The organism is Citrobacter sp. RHB35-C21 (assembly GCF_013816515.1).
GTDB classification, from domain to species: Bacteria; Pseudomonadota; Gammaproteobacteria; order Enterobacterales; family Enterobacteriaceae; genus Citrobacter; species Citrobacter braakii.
This window is the reverse complement of sequence record NZ_CP057147.1, coordinates 706,060-722,378: the sequence shown is the minus strand read 5'-3', so window position 1 is coordinate 722,378 and position 16,319 is coordinate 706,060. Positions and strand designations below refer to the sequence as shown.

Below are 16,319 nucleotides of genomic sequence, written 5' to 3'. Positions count from 1 at the left end.
GAGTCTGAGTCAGACAAGTAGAAAGTGATTTAAATTGTTAAATTTTACGACGCCCATTTTTATCATTCATAATTAACACCATGCCGGCCAGCTGAGATAACTCTTTTTCGGCGGGGGATTTTTCATTGCGACTCAACGATTCACTGCATATTTCCCAGTTACGGGTAGTTGTTCACCTGTGCGGATTTCTGGTTCTTCTCTACAGCTTCTCCATGCTGCCGCCGATGGGCATTGCTCTGTTAAATAAAGAGCGGAGCTTTTTCGCCTTTTTCAGCACATTTATGACGTTCTTTACCCTCGGCGGTGGAGCGTGGCTGGCAACCAAACATGCAGGTATTCAACTACGAACCCGGGATGGCTTTGTCATTATCGTCCTGTTCTGGCTGCTGTTTTCGTTTATCAGCGCCATGCCGATGTGGATGGACGATGGCTTAAATCTCTCCTTTGCCGATGCCCTGTTCGAAGGGGTTTCCGGGATAACCACCACTGGCGCTACGGTGATTGACGACGTCAGCGCCTTGCCGAAATCGTATCTGTACTATCGGGCTCAGCTAAATTTTATTGGCGGTCTGGGGGTTATTGTCCTTGCCGTGGCGGTATTACCCCTGCTGGGTATTGGTGGTATGAAGCTGTATCAGTCTGAAATGCCAGGTCCCTTTAAAGAAGAACGCCTCACGCCAAGGCTTGCTGATACCGCTCGTACGCTGTGGCTGACCTACGTCATTCTCGGCCTTATTTGTACTCTGGCCTACTGGGTTGCCGGGATGTCGTTTTTCGATGCCTTATGCCACGGGCTGTCGACGGTCTCTCTCGGCGGATTTTCCACCCGAAGTGAGAGCATCGGCTTTTATAACAGCCACGCTATTGAGTTAGTCGCCGGACTGTTTTCACTGCTGTCTGCGTTTAACTTCACCCTCTGGTACGTAGCTATTGTGAAACGTACCTTTAAGCCCTTTCGTCGTAATGCCGAGCTGCGTTTCTTTCTGCTTATTGCGCTGGTTGTCACCTTGATCGCCACCTGGCAGGTCTGGCGGGCGGGTATGTACGGGATAACGGACAGCCTGGTGCATGCCTTTTTTCTGGCCAGCTCCATGCTGACAGATAATGGCCTGTCGACGGCGGATTATGCGCAGTGGCCTTCGCACACGATATTCATGCTGCTCAGCGCCAGTTTCTTCGGCGGTTGTGTCGGCTCGACCTGCGGGGGGATTAAGGTGCTGCGTTTTTTGATTATGTTCAAGCAATGCCGTCAGGAGTTACATCAGCTCGCGCATCCACGCGCCCTGCTGAATATCAAAGTGGGCAATAACGTGGTAAGCGACCGAGTAGTGCGTTCGGTATGGAGCTTTTTCTTTCTCTACGTTTTATTTACCAGCTTTTTTATCTGGGCGCTCAATCTGATGGGCTACGATCTCTTCTCCTCTTTCGCCACCGTTGCCGCCTGCATCAATAACATGGGGCTGGGGTTTGGCATCACCGCAACGACGTTTGGCACCTTAAACGAGGAGGCAAAACTTCTGATGTGCGCGGCCATGATCATGGGGCGTCTGGAGATTTACCCCATTCTGATCCTGTTCTCGCGCATGTTCTGGCGGGCGTAACGGAAACTCCGGCGCATTACGGCGCCGGGTTCACCAACATCTGTCCGATCGAGCCACGATCCGCCATTTCCAGCGTCTGACTGTTAAAGTAGAACGGGAAATGAGCCCAGGAAGGTTGTCCGTAGTAGACCAGTAATTCAACCTGGCCGTCGACCCAGACGGTATCTTTCCAGCCCCGGTCTTCCGGGAACGGCATTGCGCCATTCACATTACGGATCAGGAACGAGACGCCTTCGATATGGAAAGACTGAGGCATATCCGCTCGTACCGTCCAGCGCTCCCAGGAGCCCTGCTGAGCGGTAATATCCATGCGGTTGACGTCCCACAGCTGACCGTTGATGCCGGGATCGTCATCCAGACTGATATCACGGCTGCGAATCGGTGAACCACTGAGGATTTCCGTTGGCAGCAGGCGCATTGGCAGACTGTCGGTCACCAGCGGCAGGAGACCCGTCGGGCGCAGCGTCAATACCAGCGTGGAGATGAGAATACTGGAAGGCTCAAAGAATCCGCGGATCCTGTCGACAATGCTGGCCGCCTCACCACAGGTGATAGAGACCTCATTTCCGTTAGTCATATCCACCAGGATCTCACGGCGCTCGCCAGGCGCCAGCGAGAGCTGCTTCACCGAAACGGGCGCAGGTAAAAAGCCCTGATCGCTGGAAATCACATGCAGCGCGCGGCCATCGCTCATTTGCAACTGGTAACGACGCGAGTTTGAAGCGTTCAGCAAACGCAAACGCACCCAGCCGCGAGAGACTTCGACATACGGGCTTTGCGCCCCGTTGACCAGCAGCGTATCACCGACAAAACCACCGCTGCCGGGTTCGCTGTACTCCGGCGTACCAAAGTTGTCCAGACGCTTGTCCTGGATAATGATCGGAAAATCATCCACGCCGTAGTGGTTGGGAATAGACAGTGATTTACTCACTTCATCTTCAATCAGCCACATCCCGGCAAGACCGTTATAAACCTGCTGGGCAGTACGATTTGGCGTATTGGCGTGATACCACAGCGTAGCGGCATTCTGACGAATCGGCAGCACTGGTGCCCAGTCTGCATTAGGGGACATCATGCGCGCCGGGCCGCCCATCAGCGGGCCTGGCACCTGTAATCCAGCGACAGTCATCGAGACATTTTCAGTCAGACGGTTGCTGTAGATAAGCTTGACGTCATCCCCTTTCCAGACGCGGATCGTCGGTCCCAGGTAGCGACCGTTAATCCCCCAGACAGGTGCGCGCGTGCCTTGCGTGAAGGACCAGTGGGCGCGTTGCAGCGTCATAAATAACGGCTGCCCCCGACGGGACTCCAGCAGCGGAGGTACGGGTAACGGTTGTTGCTGACCGGCAGCATTAGCCTTCAGCGGAACAGCACCTGCACACAGTGCGATCCCCGATGCCTGAATGAACTGACGCCGACTGAATGACATATAAACTCCATGAAAAACTGGCGATTAACACGCAGGAAATCTTTTCCTGTAACAAACCCGAATTGCGCGGATTAAACCTTACCGGCGGCTTCCCGCTCAGCAACTTCTTTATCGAGTTCTGCGATTTTTTGTTCCATCAGCGTACGGCAATGCGCTGCCAGTTCACGAACCTGATCTTTCCCAAAATGGCTAATATCTACCGGTGGCAACATCTCTACAATCGCCAGACCATTATTGAGTCGGTTGAGTTTTATCTTGTTCGAGGTAGTTGAAACGCACACCGGAATAACCGGGACACCCGCCGCAATCGCCGCATGAAACGCGCCGGTTTTAAACGGCAGCAGACCGCGACCACGGCTGCGCGTTCCTTCCGGGAACATCCAGATAGAAATACGACGTTTTTTGAAATGATTCACCACCGCCGCAATGGTGCTGTGCGCTTTGGTACGGTTGTTTCTGTCAATCAGCAGGTTGCCGGTTAACCAGTACAGCAGCCCGAAGAATGGGATCCACAACAGGCTTTTTTTACCTACCGTCACCGTCGGCGGCTGAACAATATTCGCAGCGGTAACCATGTCATAGTTGTTCTGATGATTACAAATATAGATAGCATTACCATAGTTCTGCGCGTCTGCCGGCATGCGGCACTCAACCTTCAGGCCATAAAGGGGAGCCAGGCGGCCAAACATATGACCGAACGTTGCGACGTGTTTTGGATTTCGTGGGCTGAACAGACAGTATATGCAACCGAAAATACAGACCAGAACGCAGTAAATAACAGTAATGATTAAACGAAAAATATATAGCATAACAACCTCTGAGGCCTAAGAGCCTGGCATTTTACGTCACCTGATTCATCACGCAGTATCAGGTTAGGGCTTTGTTAAGGGCGGCTCTCTGGAAAAGCGTATTGTTAATCGCAACGCACGAATAAACAACGGTTTCACGGGAATTTTTAACCTTGGCTCTCCCCGGGCTAAAACAGGGAGAGCCGGACGGTAGCGTTATTCTTCGCTGTCGCCGTGACTGGCGCGTCGAGGCGAGTCAATGTCAATGCGATCGATACGCTGCAGACCACGCATTAGCGTACCGCGACGGCCACGCTCGCCGGTCACTTTCTGCAACTCTTCAGGACGCAGTTTAATTTTGCGCTTACCGACGTGGATAGTTAGCGTGCTTTGTGGCGGCAGCACGTAGAGCTGCGCCAGGCCATCTTCGCCTTTCGCCGCTTCCGCTGAAGGGATATTGATAATCTTGTTCCCTTTGCCTTTTGACAATTGCGGCAAATCGCTTACCGGGAACATCAACATGCGACCGGCCTGGGTGATTGCCAGCAGCATATCGGTTTCATCTTCAATCACAACTGGCGGCATAACGCGCGCATTTTCTGGCAGCGTAATCAATGCCTTACCAGCACGGTTACGAGCTACCAGGTCGTTAAAGGTGCAGACAAAACCGTAACCCGCATCGGATGCCATCAGCAGTTTCTGATCGTCGCCTTCCATCAGCATGTGCTCAACCGTCGCGCCCGGCGGCAGCGTGAGCTTCCCGGTCAGCGGTTCACCCTGTCCACGCGCCGACGGCAGCGTAATCGGGTCGATGGCGTAGCTGCGTCCGGTCGAGTCCACGAACACCACTGGCTGGTTGCTCTTACCCTTCACCGCAGACTTAAAGCTGTCGCCCGCTTTATAGCTTAATCCCGGCGCATCAATGTCGTGGCCTTTCGCGCTACGCACCCACCCACTCTGGGACAGCACAATGGTCACTGGCTCTGACGGCAGCATGTCGTGCTCGCTCATCGCCTTCGCTTCTTCACGTTCCTGCAGCGGAGAGCGGCGTTCGTCGCCATAGGCCTCGGCATCAGCCTGCAGCTCTTTCTTCAGCAGGTTACTCATTTTACGCTCGGAAGCCAGAATGCCTTGCAGCTGATCGCGCTCTTTCGCCAGCTCATCCTGCTCGCCGCGGATTTTCATCTCTTCGAGTTTGGCAAGGTGGCGCAATTTCAGCTCAAGAATGGCTTCAGCCTGGGTTTCAGAAATGCCAAACCGCGACATCAGCTCGGGCTTAGGTTCATCCTCATGACGAATAATTTCGATCACTTCGTCAATGTTGAGGAACGCCACCAGCAAACCTTCAAGGATATGCAGGCGTTTAAGCACTTTTTCCAGACGATAGTTCAGGCGACGACGTACGGTATCGCGGCGAAACGCCAGCCATTCGGTGAGGATCTCCAGCAGATTTTTCACCGCCGGACGACCATCAAGACCGATCATATTCAGATTGATGCGGTAGCTTTTTTCCAGATCGGTGGTGGCAAACAGGTGGTTCATCACCTGCTCCATATCCACACGATTGGAGCGCGGGACAATCACCAGACGGGTCGGGTTTTCGTGATCCGATTCGTCGCGCAGGTCGTCTACCATCGGCAGCTTTTTATTGCGCATTTGAGCGGCGATCTGCTCCAGCACTTTTGCCCCGGAAACCTGATGCGGCAGTGCGGAAATCACCACCGCGCCGTCTTCTTTCGTCCATACCGCGCGCATACGTACGGAGCCGCGTCCGTTTTCGTAAATCTTACGAATCTCCGACCGCGAGGTAATGATCTCCGCTTCGGTCGGGTAATCCGGCCCCTGCACGATGTCCAGCAACTGATCCAGCGTTGTTTTCGGTTGCTCAATCAGGGTAATCGCCGCTTTCGCCACTTCACGCAGGTTATGCGGCGGAATGTCCGTCGCCATACCAACGGCAATACCGGTCGTGCCGTTCAACAGAATATTTGGCAGACGCGCAGGCAGCATCTTCGGCTCCTGCATGGTGCCGTCGAAGTTTGGCACCCAGTCCGACGTTCCCTGGCCAAGTTCACCCAGCAGAACTTCCGCATATTTAGACAGGCGGGATTCGGTATAACGCATCGCCGCGAAGGATTTCGGATCGTCCGGCGCCCCCCAGTTCCCCTGCCCGTCGACCAGCGGATAACGGTAAGAGAACGGCTGCGCCATCAGCACCATCGCTTCATAACAAGCGCTGTCGCCGTGTGGGTGGTATTTACCCAGTACGTCACCGACGGTACGGGCGGATTTTTTAAATTTGGCGCTGGCATTCAGCCCCAGTTCGGACATCGCGTACACGATGCGACGCTGAACGGGTTTCAAACCATCGCCAATAAACGGCAACGCCCTGTCCATGATGACGTACATGGAGTAGTTCAGATAGGCGGTTTCCGTGAATTCATGCAGCGCCAGGCGCTCTGCCATATCGCTCATTAATCGTGGTTCCTCAACTTTGTACCCCTCTATTGAAGGGCAATATTGCCGCAGATACTACCCTATCTGGCGTGTTGAGTCACAAAGAAAAGGGCCACGAGTGCGGCCCTGATGGGGATTATTTGGCAACTTTGGTAATCTGTTTCACGTCGATTTCAACGGAGTTCCAGTCTTTATCCACTTCACCCTGGATTTCAACCACATCCTGCGGTGTGACGGTTACGCCGTTCCAGCGCTTGTGGTCGATATCCACATTCACCGTGCCGGTCGCATCTTTAAACACATACAGGTCGTCGGAAATACGCTCAACGATGTTCCCGCGCAGGGTAACCCAAGTGTCATCACGCAGTGATTTGGCGCTTTCTACCGTCGCGCTGCTACCATTCGGGCCGACAAATCCGCCATTTTGGCTTTGCGTGGTGGTTGTCGGTCCAGAGAAACCGCCCTGCTGCGCTGCCAGAACAGGTGCGGAACACAGTGCCATTACAGCAACCATTGCAGCTAATTTTTTCATCGTCATGTCTCCCTTTCATTTTGGTTTACGACTATTAAATAAGTTAATCCTTAACAAGTTCTTAAGGCAAAAAAAGATACTTTTTTTGCTGTACAGAGGCTGTAGTCACAAGGTTTACTGACGCTAATGAGAGCGGCTGCAGGGAAGAACATATGCGTATTTTACTGATCGAAGATGACACGTTGATCGGCGACGGCCTGAAAACAGGTCTGAGTAAAATGGGTTTCAGCATCGACTGGTTTACCGAGGGTCGCCAGGGGAAAGAAGCGCTCTACAGCGCCCCTTATGATGCGGTGATCCTCGACCTGACGCTGCCAGGCATCGACGGACGGGACATCTTGCGCGAATGGCGAGCCAACGGGAAGCAGGAGCCAGTGCTGATTCTGACCGCTCGCGACGCGCTGGCGGAACGCGTTGAGGGTCTGCGTCTCGGCGCGGATGACTATCTGTGCAAACCCTTTGCGCTGATCGAAGTTGCCGCCAGACTGGAGGCACTGGTGCGCCGTGCCAGCGGCCAGGCGAGCAACATATTGCGCCATGGTCAGGTGACGCTCGATCCCGGCGCGCTGGTTGCCACAGCGGCAGATGAGCCTTTGTCTCTCAAACCCAAAGAGTTCGCTCTACTGGAACTGCTGATGCGCAATAAGGGTCGCGTCCTGCCCCGCAAACTGATTGAAGAAAAACTGTATACCTGGGACGAAAACGTCTCCAGCAATGCGATTGAGGTACACGTCCATCACTTACGCCGTAAGCTCGGCAGCGACTTTATCCGTACCGTGCATGGCATTGGCTACACCCTGGGTGACGCATGAAACTCACACAACGCCTCAGCCTGCGCATCAGGCTAACGCTTATTTTTCTGATTCTGGCATCGGCAACCTGGGCCGTTTCGAGCTTTGTAGCCTGGAAGCAGACCACCGACAATGTCGATGAGCTGTTTGATACCCAACTGATGTTGTTCGCCAAGCGGCTTAGCACGCTGGATATCAGCGACGTCACCACCTCAAGCAATATGGCTCGCACGCCGAAGAAGCTCAAGCACGGCCATATTGATGACGACGCGCTGACGTTTGCCATCTTCACCATCGACGGCAAAATGGTATTGCACGATGGCGACAACGGCCAGGATATTCCCTACAGCTACACCCGCGAAGGCTTTACCGATGGCCAACTCAAGGGGGACAACGACGCATGGCGTTTTCTGTGGCTGAATTCCGCTGACGGCAAATACCGCATTGTGGTAGGCCAGGAGTGGGAGTATCGAGAGGATATGGCGCTGTCGATCGTCACCGCCCAGTTAACACCGTGGTTGATTGCGCTGCCGCTGATGTTGCTAATCCTGGTGGTCATGATTAGCCGTGAACTCAGGCCGCTGAAAAAACTGGCGCAGGCTCTGCGCTGGCGCTCACCGGAATCGGAAGAGCCGCTCGATCCGAAAGGTGTACCTAGCGAAGTGCGCCCGTTGGTTGAATCGCTCAATCAGTTGTTTACCCGCACCCATTCCATGATGGTCCGCGAACGGCGCTTCACTTCTGATGCTGCCCACGAGTTGCGAAGCCCGTTGACCGCGCTGAAAGTACAAACAGAAGTGGTGCAACTGTCAGACGACGACCCGCAAACGCGGGAAAAAGCGCTGGTACAGTTGCATGCGGGAATTGAACGCGCCACCCGACTGGTCGATCAGTTACTGACGCTTTCACGCCTCGACTCCCTCGACAATCTTCAGGATGTGGCGGAAATCTCGCTGGAGGAGCTTTTGCAATCCGCGGTGATGGATATCTACCATCCAGCCCAGCAGGCGCACATCGACGTACGTTTGCAGATTAACGCGCACAACATCATGCGCACAGGACAGCCGCTGTTACTGAGCCTGATGGTACGAAATCTGCTGGATAATGCGATCCGTTACAGCCCGCGGGGTAGCATTGTGGAAGTGACGCTCAACGCCCGTAATTTTAGCGTCAAGGATAATGGTCCTGGCGTTGCGCCAGAGGTCCTGACGCACATCGGGGAACGCTTTTATCGTCCACCGGGACAAAGCGTGACCGGCAGCGGTCTCGGCCTATCGATTGTCCGCCGTATCGCAATATTGCATGGAATGTCAGCCTCGTTTGGCAACGCTCCGCAAGGTGGCTTTGAAGCGAAGGTCAGTTGGTAATTGCGTTATTATTGCTCAAATAGCAAAAGACTTTGCACATTTTGCTAATTTCACCGCGTCGCTGGTAGGGGTAAAATCGTCTTCAAACGTATTTCCCTGAGGACACAAAATGAGCAACATTCTGATTATCAATGGTGCGAAAAAATTCGCCCACTCCAACGGTCAGTTAAACGACACCCTGACCGAGGTCGCGGATGGCCTTCTGCGCGACCTCGGGCATGATGTTAAAATCGTGCGCGCCGACAGCGACTATGACATTCCTGATGAAGTACAGAACTTCGTCTGGGCCGATGTGGTTATCTGGCAAATGCCTGGCTGGTGGATGGGTGCGCCGTGGACCGTGAAAAAATACATTGATGACGTGTTTACCGAAGGTCACGGTACGCTGTACGCCAGCGATGGTCGCACGCGTTCAGATGCGTCTAAAAAATACGGCTCCGGTGGGCTGATTCAGGGCAAAAAATACATGCTGTCACTGACCTGGAACGCACCGATGGAAGCTTTTACTGAAAAAGATCAGTTCTTCCATGGCGTTGGCGTTGATGGCGTTTATCTCCCGTTCCATAAAGCAAACCAGTTCCTGGGAATGGAAGCGCTGCCGACCTTTATCACCAATGACGTGATTAAAATGCCGGACGTCCCGCGTTATATCGCAGAATATCGCAAGCATCTGAACGAAATTTTTGGTTAACTGGTAACCTGGAATTAGAAGGAGTTAACCATGCTTACCGTTATTGCAGAAATCCGTACACGTCCAGGTCAACATCACCGCCAGGCGGTACTGGATCAATTCGCTAAAATCGTTCCAACCGTACTGAAAGAAGAAGGTTGCCACGGCTACGCGCCGATGGTCGATCATGCTGCTGGCGTCAGTTTTCAGACCACAGCCCCGGACTCAATCGTGATGGTTGAACAGTGGGAAAGCATTGCGCATCTTGAAGCGCATTTGCAGACACCGCATATGAAAGCCTATAGCGAAGCCGTGAAAGGCGACGTGCTGGACATGAGTATTCGTATTCTGGAGTCTGGCATTTAAGATTGTCGATTTGCCGGATAACGCCATAAACAGACGTATCCGGCTTATATTGCAATCCTCAGGCCTGGTAAGCCCAGCGCCATCCGGCATTCACGGTCAATTACCCTTCGAGATCCGCCAGGTCGCCTTTCTCCTGCAACCAGTTACGGCGATCTTCAGAACGCTTCTTGGCCAGCAGCATATCCATCATTGCGTTGGTACGCTGATCGTCTTCGTCATCGATGATGAGCTGCACCAGGCGGCGGGTGTTCGGATCCAGCGTGGTTTCACGCAGCTGCATCGGGTTCATTTCACCCAGACCTTTAAAGCGCTGCACGTTCGGCTTGCCTTTCTTGCGTTTTAACTGCTCCAGCACGCCCGCTTTCTCTTCTTCCGTCAGCGCGTAATACACCTCTTTACCGAGGTCGATACGGTATAACGGCGGCAGCGCCACATAGACGTGACCGTGTTTCACCAGCGTACGGAAGTGTTTCACAAACAGCGCGCACAGCAGCGTGGCGATATGCAAACCATCGGAGTCCGCATCCGCCAGAATACAGATCTTACCGTAGCGCAGCTGGCTCAGATCATCACTGTCCGGATCGATGCCGATCGCCACCGAAATATCGTGAACTTCCTGCGAAGCCAACACTTCATCGGAAGAGACTTCCCAGGTGTTGAGGATCTTACCTTTCAGCGGCATGATCGCCTGATATTCACGATCGCGCGCCTGTTTAGCCGATCCGCCCGCCGAGTCACCTTCGACGAGGAACAGTTCGGTGCGATTAAGATCCTGTGCGGTACAGTCCGCCAGTTTCCCCGGCAACGCCGGACCGCTGGTCAACTTTTTACGCACCACTTTTTTCGCCGCACGCAGACGACGCTGGGCGCTGGAAATCGCCATCTCAGCCAGCAGTTCGGCTGATTGCACGTTCTGGTTCAGCCACAGGCTGAAAGCATCTTTCACCACGCCAGAGACGAATGCCGCGCACTGCCGCGAAGAGAGGCGCTCTTTGGTTTGTCCGGCAAACTGCGGATCCTGCATTTTTACTGACAGCACGTAAGCACAGCGATCCCAGATATCTTCCGCCGACAGCTTCACGCCGCGCGGCAGAATATTGCGATATTCACAGAACTCGCGCATTGCATCCAGCAGACCCTGGCGCAGGCCGTTAACGTGCGTACCGCCCTGCATGGTTGGGATCAGGTTCACATAGCTTTCAGTCAGCAGCTCGCCGCCTTCCGGCAGCCAGAGCAGCGCCCAGTCCACGGTTTCTGTTTCACCGCTGAAATTACCGATAAACGGTTTTTCCGGCAGCGTCGGCAGGCCATTCACCGCTTCGCTCAGATAGTCATTCAGGCCATCCTGGTAGCACCAGCGCTGTTCACTGTTATTGACCTCGTCCTTAAAGGTGATCTCAACGCCTGGGCACAGCACCGCTTTGGCTTTCAGTACGTGCGTTAAGCGCGAAACGGAAAAACGCGGGCTGTCAAAGAAGCTTTCATCCGGCCAGAAGTGCACGCTGGTTCCGGTATTGCGTTTACCGCAGGTACCGACAACCTGTAAATCTTGCACCTTATCGCCGTTCTCAAACGCGATGTTGTACACCTGCCCGTCGCGGCGCACGTTCACTTCCACACGCTTCGACAGGGCGTTGACCACGGAGATCCCCACCCCATGTAAACCACCAGAGAACTGATAGTTTTTGTTGGAGAACTTACCGCCTGCGTGCAGACGACAGAGGATCAGCTCTACCGCCGGAACGCCCTCTTCAGGGTGAATGTCTACCGGCATGCCGCGGCCATCATCAATAACTTCCAGAGACTGGTCGGCATGTAAAATCACGTCCACGCGTTTTGCGTGGCCCGCCAGTGCTTCATCCACACTGTTATCAATCACTTCCTGTCCAAGATGGTTCGGACGGGTTGTATCGGTGTACATCCCCGGGCGACGGCGTACCGGCTCAAGCCCAGTGAGTACCTCAATGGCATCAGCGTTATAAGTTTGCGTCATGGTTTAAATAAGCAATTCGAATTGATCGTCAGAAACTGTGCAGTCCAAGGAAATCGACAATCGGGTTGAAATAATCTTCGAAGCCCGTGAATGCGTGGTTTCCGCCCTCAATAACTGTCTGGCGGCAGGAGGCGTAATACGCCACCGCCTGGCGGTAGTCCAACACTTCATCGCCCGTTTGTTGAAGCAGCCAGATCAAATCCGGCGCTTCCAGCGGGTCAATCTGCATGACTTTAAGATCGTAAATATGGCGTGACTCTAGCACATATTGCTGCCCCGTGTAGGGGTTCTCGTTTTGACCGAGATAGTCGACCAGCAGTTCATAAGGTCGGACAGCAGGGTTCACCACCACCGCGGGCAGCATAAAACATTGCGACAGCCAGGTGGCGTAATAGCCTCCTAGTGAGGAACCGACAATTCCCAGCGACTCTCCGCCATGTTCAAGAATGATCGATTCCAGCATCTCTGCGGCCTGGGCCGGATACGGTGGCAGTTGGGGTACGATCATCTCAACGTGCGGATGATGCTCCGCCAGCCAGTTTTTCAGCAAACATGCCTTCGCCGAACAAGGAGAACTATTAAATCCGTGAAGATAAAGAAGCGTAGACATCAGTAGCCTTCTGAAGCGGTATCAGGGTGGTACCGATTACCCTGCAGACGGCGTACCTGAGTCTGCAACGTCCCGTCAGCAAAAAGCTCCAGCGTCCGCCAGCCGGGGCTGATGGTATCTAACGTGAAGTTGGAACAGTGTGGCTTAAACTGCACACAGGTCGACGGCGTCGCCAGCAGGCGGCGTCCGTTCCAGTCCAAATCCAGTTCCTGATGAATATGCCCACACAACAAATACTTGGCACGAGGATAATTCACCAGCACGTTATCCAGCTCTGCGGCATTACGCAGGCTATGCTGATCGAGCCAGCTACAGCCTGCCGGCAGAGGATGATGATGCAGAAGCAGCAAAGTATTGCGCTCAGGCGCATCGGCAAGTTTACGTTCCAGCCATTCGAGCTGAAATTCGCTTAATTCACCGTGGGGTACGCCGAACACCTGGCTGTCCAACAACAGGATTTGCCACTGTTCACCAATAAAGACGCGTTTAGCGGGTGAGATCCCCGCGTCCTGTAGCGCGCTGTACATTGCCGGCTGAAAATCGTGATTGCCCGGTAGCCAAACGCAGGGCGCACGAAAGCTTGCGATGCCCTCAGCAAAATGCTGATAGGCCGCAGCGGATTGATCCTGCGCCAAATCGCCAGTCGCGACGATCAGATCGTATTCAGGCGACTCTGCATGTATTGCATCCAGTACGGATTGATAGCTGTCCCAGGTGTTTACACCCAGCAGCGTTTCATGCTTTTCGGCAAACAGGTGAGTGTCTGTAATTTGTAAGATCCTGACTCTGGCCTCACCAGCCAAAGGAAGGGTTAACAGGCTTTCCAAATGGTGTCCTTAGGTTTCACGACGCTAATAAACCGGAATCGCCATCGCTCCATGTGCTAAACAGTACCGTAACCAGTCGGCCAGAAACTGATTAATTTGATGCTTTTCGTCGCGTTGATGCAACTTTTTATTTGGATAATCATACCGCGCTTTGAAGCGAAAGATCTGCTGACTCGAACACACTTCGGCCACCCTCGCGTCATGATACAGACGGACTGTCAATGACGGCAGGCTCCAGTATGTGACCGCGGGTGCCGTTTGTTCGATCGCGACAAGCGTAGTGTATCGGGTCGATTCAACGATCGTTAACCGATATTGTGCGTTTGCGACCTGATAGCTCACTGTTTCATCGGCTGCGTCATTACGCGGCAGCAGACGGCGCAATTGCGAATAGTTGGTTTCGCACAGGCGCATCATTTCAGGGAAGTCAGGTGTGTAACGCTTCATTTTTTCCACTCAGTTTTTAACTCTTGATAGTGCAGCTGTAACCATTGCAAGGCGATGACAGAAGCCGCGTTGTCGATTTTCCCCTCTTCAACCCATTGATAAGCCTGCTCCCGGCTCACCACATGAACACGAATATCTTCGTTTTCATCAGCCAGACCGTGGATCCCGCTCGCGGTCGTGGCGTCCACTTCGCCAACTAAAATAGACAGGCGCTCACTGGTGCCGCCAGGGCTTGCCAGATAGCTCAGAACGGGCTTGGTACGTTTAACTTCCAGCCCGGCCTCTTCCATCGCTTCACGACGAGCCACATCCTCAACGGTTTCGCCCTCTTCAATCATTCCGGCCACCATTTCCAGGAGCCAAGGGCTTTCGCTGGTATCAAACGCTGCGATACGGATCTGCTCGACCAGAACCACTTCGTCCCGCTCAGGGTCAAAGGGTAGCAAGACTGCCGCGTGTCCGCGCTCAAAAATTTCGCGCTTTACCTCACCGCTCATACCACCGTTAAACAGGCGATGGCGGAACCGATAAAGATCCAGTGAAAAAAAACCGCGGTATAGCGTTTCTCGTGCAATAATTTCTACATCATTTTTAGTGAAAGTCATTGGCAAGTTGTCTGGTTTACGCATTGTGCTGTCCTGAAACCAATAGTGATTAAAATGTGAATTTCAAGGTCGTTTGACTGATGTTTGAACGCCCTTGTGTTAAATTGATGCAAATTAACGCCGTATGGCACGTAACGCCAACTTTTTGAAGTGGCGGATTCTGCTAGAATCAGCAAATATTTTTACAATTTGATCAGCGCTAAATACTGCTTCACAACAAGGAATGCAAATGAAGAAATTGCTCCCCATCCTTATCGGCCTGAGCCTGTCGGGGTTCACTACTTTGAGCCAGGCAGAAAACCTGATGCAGGTTTATCAGCAAGCACGCCTGAGCAACCCGGAATTGCGTAAATCCGCCGCCGATCGCGATGCTGCATTCGAAAAAATTAACGAAGCGCGTAGCCCATTACTGCCGCAACTAGGTTTAGGTGCCGATTACACCTACAGCAATGGCTACCGTGATGCAAATGGCGTCAACTCCAACGCAACCAGCGCGTCATTACAATTGACTCAGACGCTGTTCGACATGTCTAAATGGCGTGCCCTGACGCTGCAAGAAAAATCAGCAGGCATCCAGGACGTAACGTATCAGACCGATCAGCAAACGCTGATCCTGAATACCGCTACCGCTTATTTTAACGTACTGAACGCGATTGACGTGCTGTCTTACACTCAGGCACAGAAAGATGCGGTCTATCGTCAGTTAGATCAGACCACACAGCGTTTTAACGTGGGCCTGGTCGCCATCACTGACGTACAGAACGCCCGTTCACAATACGATACCGTGCTGGCGAACGAAGTGACCGCGCGTAACAATCTCGACAACGCGGTAGAACAGCTGCGCCAGGTGACCGGTAACTACTACCCGGAACTGGCTTCGCTGAACGTTGATGGCTTTAAAACCAACAAACCGCAGGCGGTGAACGCGCTGCTGAAAGAAGCAGAAAACCGCAACCTCTCATTATTGCAGGCGCGTTTGAGCCAGGATCTGGCGCGTGAACAGATTCGTCTGGCGCAGGATGGTCACTTACCGACGCTGGGTTTGACCGCCTCTACCGGCGTTTCTGACACCTCCTACAGTGGGTCGAAAACCAACACCTCCCAGTACGACGACAGCAACATGGGCCAGAACAAAATTGGTCTGAACTTCTCGCTGCCGCTGTACCAGGGCGGGATGGTTAACTCGCAGGTGAAACAAGCGCAGTACAACTTTGTTGGCGCGAGCGAACAACTGGAAAGCGCGCACCGCAGCGTGGTGCAAACCGTGCGTTCTTCGTTCAACAACATTAATGCTTCTATCAGTAGCATTAACGCGTACAAACAAGCGGTTGTCTCTGCCCAAAGCTCTTTAGATGCGATGGAAGCAGGCTATTCCGTAGGTACCCGTACCATCGTGGATGTGTTGGATGCCACCACCACGCTGTACAACGCCAAGCAGCAACTGGCGAATGCGCGTTATACCTATCTTATCAACCAGCTTAACGTCAAATCTGCGCTCGGTACGCTGAACGAGCAGGATCTGGTGGCGCTGAATAATACGCTGGGTAAACCGATCCCGACTTCTCCGGATAACGTAGCGCCGCAAAATCCGCAGCAAGATGCCGCTGTGAATGACTTTAACAGCAACGGCAATATGCCTGCGGCTCAACCAACGGCTGCACGTTCAACCAGCAGCAACGGTAACAACCCGTTCCGTAACTGATGCTGATGACGGGGCTTCGGCCCCGTCTGAACGTAAGGCAACGTAAAGATCCGCCCCTTCTTCCGCATTCTCGCCTCTTCCCGCTTCAATTTCGACCAGTCATCCTCTATTCTGAGCAGAGTTACCACTGGGTC

General features: G+C 53.3%; 15 protein-coding genes. 6 read left to right on the top strand and 9 right to left on the bottom strand.

Going from position 1 to position 16,319, the window contains the following annotated elements:
• Positions 1-125 precede the first annotated feature (125 nt).
• Entirely contained in the window at positions 126-1,601 is a 1,476-nt protein-coding gene (locus HVZ39_RS03575) for a TrkH family potassium uptake protein (RefSeq protein ID WP_103284239.1), read from the top strand.
• 16 nt (positions 1,602-1,617) lie between these two features.
• Here HVZ39_RS03575 and ftsP read toward each other — a convergent pair whose 3' ends face one another.
• The 4 genes from ftsP to HVZ39_RS03555 all read right to left on the bottom strand — a co-directional run bounded on the left by ftsP (position 1,618) and on the right by HVZ39_RS03555 (position 6,807).
• Entirely contained in the window at positions 1,618-3,030 is a 1,413-nt protein-coding gene (ftsP, locus tag HVZ39_RS03570) for a cell division protein FtsP (protein ID WP_016154508.1), read from the bottom strand.
• Between the two features lie 71 nt (positions 3,031-3,101).
• Positions 3,102-3,839 carry a 1-acylglycerol-3-phosphate O-acyltransferase gene (plsC, locus tag HVZ39_RS03565; RefSeq protein WP_016154509.1) on the bottom strand — a complete coding sequence of 246 codons (738 nt, stop codon included), beginning with the start codon at positions 3,837-3,839 and terminating at the stop codon, positions 3,102-3,104.
• 195 nt (positions 3,840-4,034) lie between these two features.
• Positions 4,035-6,293: a DNA topoisomerase IV subunit A gene (gene parC / locus HVZ39_RS03560; protein ID WP_016154510.1), complete on the bottom strand. Its 2,259-nt coding sequence runs from the start codon at positions 6,291-6,293 to the stop codon at positions 4,035-4,037.
• A 118-nt stretch (positions 6,294-6,411) separates the two neighbouring features.
• Positions 6,412-6,807, bottom strand: coding sequence for a YgiW/YdeI family stress tolerance OB fold protein (locus HVZ39_RS03555; RefSeq protein WP_016154511.1), 396 nt, complete (start codon positions 6,805-6,807; stop codon positions 6,412-6,414).
• 152 nt (positions 6,808-6,959) lie between these two features.
• Between HVZ39_RS03555 and qseB the strand changes: the two genes are divergently transcribed.
• The 4 genes from qseB to HVZ39_RS03535 all read left to right on the top strand — a co-directional run bounded on the left by qseB (position 6,960) and on the right by HVZ39_RS03535 (position 10,001).
• The gene (qseB, locus tag HVZ39_RS03550; RefSeq protein WP_016154512.1) at positions 6,960-7,619 is read left to right on the top strand and encodes a quorum sensing response regulator transcription factor QseB; all 660 of its coding nucleotides are present in this window, start codon (positions 6,960-6,962) and stop codon (positions 7,617-7,619) included.
• Positions 7,616-8,965, top strand: a complete 1,350-nt coding sequence (qseC, locus tag HVZ39_RS03545) for a quorum sensing histidine kinase QseC (protein WP_065554303.1) — start codon at positions 7,616-7,618, stop codon at positions 8,963-8,965. The genes qseB and qseC overlap by 4 nt, the downstream gene beginning before the upstream one ends.
• Positions 8,966-9,074: 109 nt before the next feature.
• Positions 9,075-9,656, top strand: a complete 582-nt coding sequence (locus HVZ39_RS03540; protein WP_019077693.1) for an NAD(P)H-dependent oxidoreductase — start codon at positions 9,075-9,077, stop codon at positions 9,654-9,656.
• 30 nt (positions 9,657-9,686) lie between these two features.
• Complete coding sequence (locus HVZ39_RS03535; RefSeq protein ID WP_016154515.1) at positions 9,687-10,001, top strand: putative quinol monooxygenase; 315 nt, start codon at positions 9,687-9,689, stop codon at positions 9,999-10,001.
• 100 nt (positions 10,002-10,101) lie between these two features.
• Here the strand turns inward: HVZ39_RS03535 and parE are convergent, their stop codons facing one another.
• The 5 genes from parE to nudF are packed head-to-tail and all read right to left on the bottom strand — an operon-like array spanning position 10,102 to position 14,507.
• Positions 10,102-11,994 (bottom strand): DNA topoisomerase IV subunit B, encoded by a 1,893-nt coding sequence (gene parE, locus HVZ39_RS03530; protein WP_003024571.1) that lies wholly within the window; start codon positions 11,992-11,994, stop codon positions 10,102-10,104.
• Between the two features lie 28 nt (positions 11,995-12,022).
• The gene (gene yqiA, locus HVZ39_RS03525) at positions 12,023-12,604 is read right to left on the bottom strand and encodes an esterase YqiA (protein ID WP_181633233.1); all 582 of its coding nucleotides are present in this window, start codon (positions 12,602-12,604) and stop codon (positions 12,023-12,025) included.
• Positions 12,604-13,431, bottom strand: coding sequence for a 3',5'-cyclic-AMP phosphodiesterase (gene cpdA, locus HVZ39_RS03520; RefSeq protein ID WP_181633232.1), 828 nt, complete (start codon positions 13,429-13,431; stop codon positions 12,604-12,606). Before cpdA ends, yqiA begins: the two co-directional genes overlap by 1 nt.
• A 24-nt stretch (positions 13,432-13,455) precedes the next feature.
• On the bottom strand, positions 13,456-13,878 hold the full coding sequence (locus tag HVZ39_RS03515; protein WP_016154518.1) for a DUF1249 family protein: 423 nt from the start codon (positions 13,876-13,878) through the stop codon (positions 13,456-13,458).
• Complete coding sequence (gene nudF / locus HVZ39_RS03510) at positions 13,875-14,507, bottom strand: ADP-ribose diphosphatase (RefSeq protein WP_016154519.1); 633 nt, start codon at positions 14,505-14,507, stop codon at positions 13,875-13,877. The genes HVZ39_RS03515 and nudF overlap by 4 nt, the downstream gene beginning before the upstream one ends.
• A gap of 199 nt (positions 14,508-14,706) precedes the next feature.
• Between nudF and tolC the strand changes: the two genes are divergently transcribed.
• Positions 14,707-16,185: an outer membrane channel protein TolC gene (tolC, locus tag HVZ39_RS03505; RefSeq protein WP_085951078.1), complete on the top strand. Its 1,479-nt coding sequence runs from the start codon at positions 14,707-14,709 to the stop codon at positions 16,183-16,185.
• Positions 16,186-16,319: the final 134 nt, after the last annotated feature.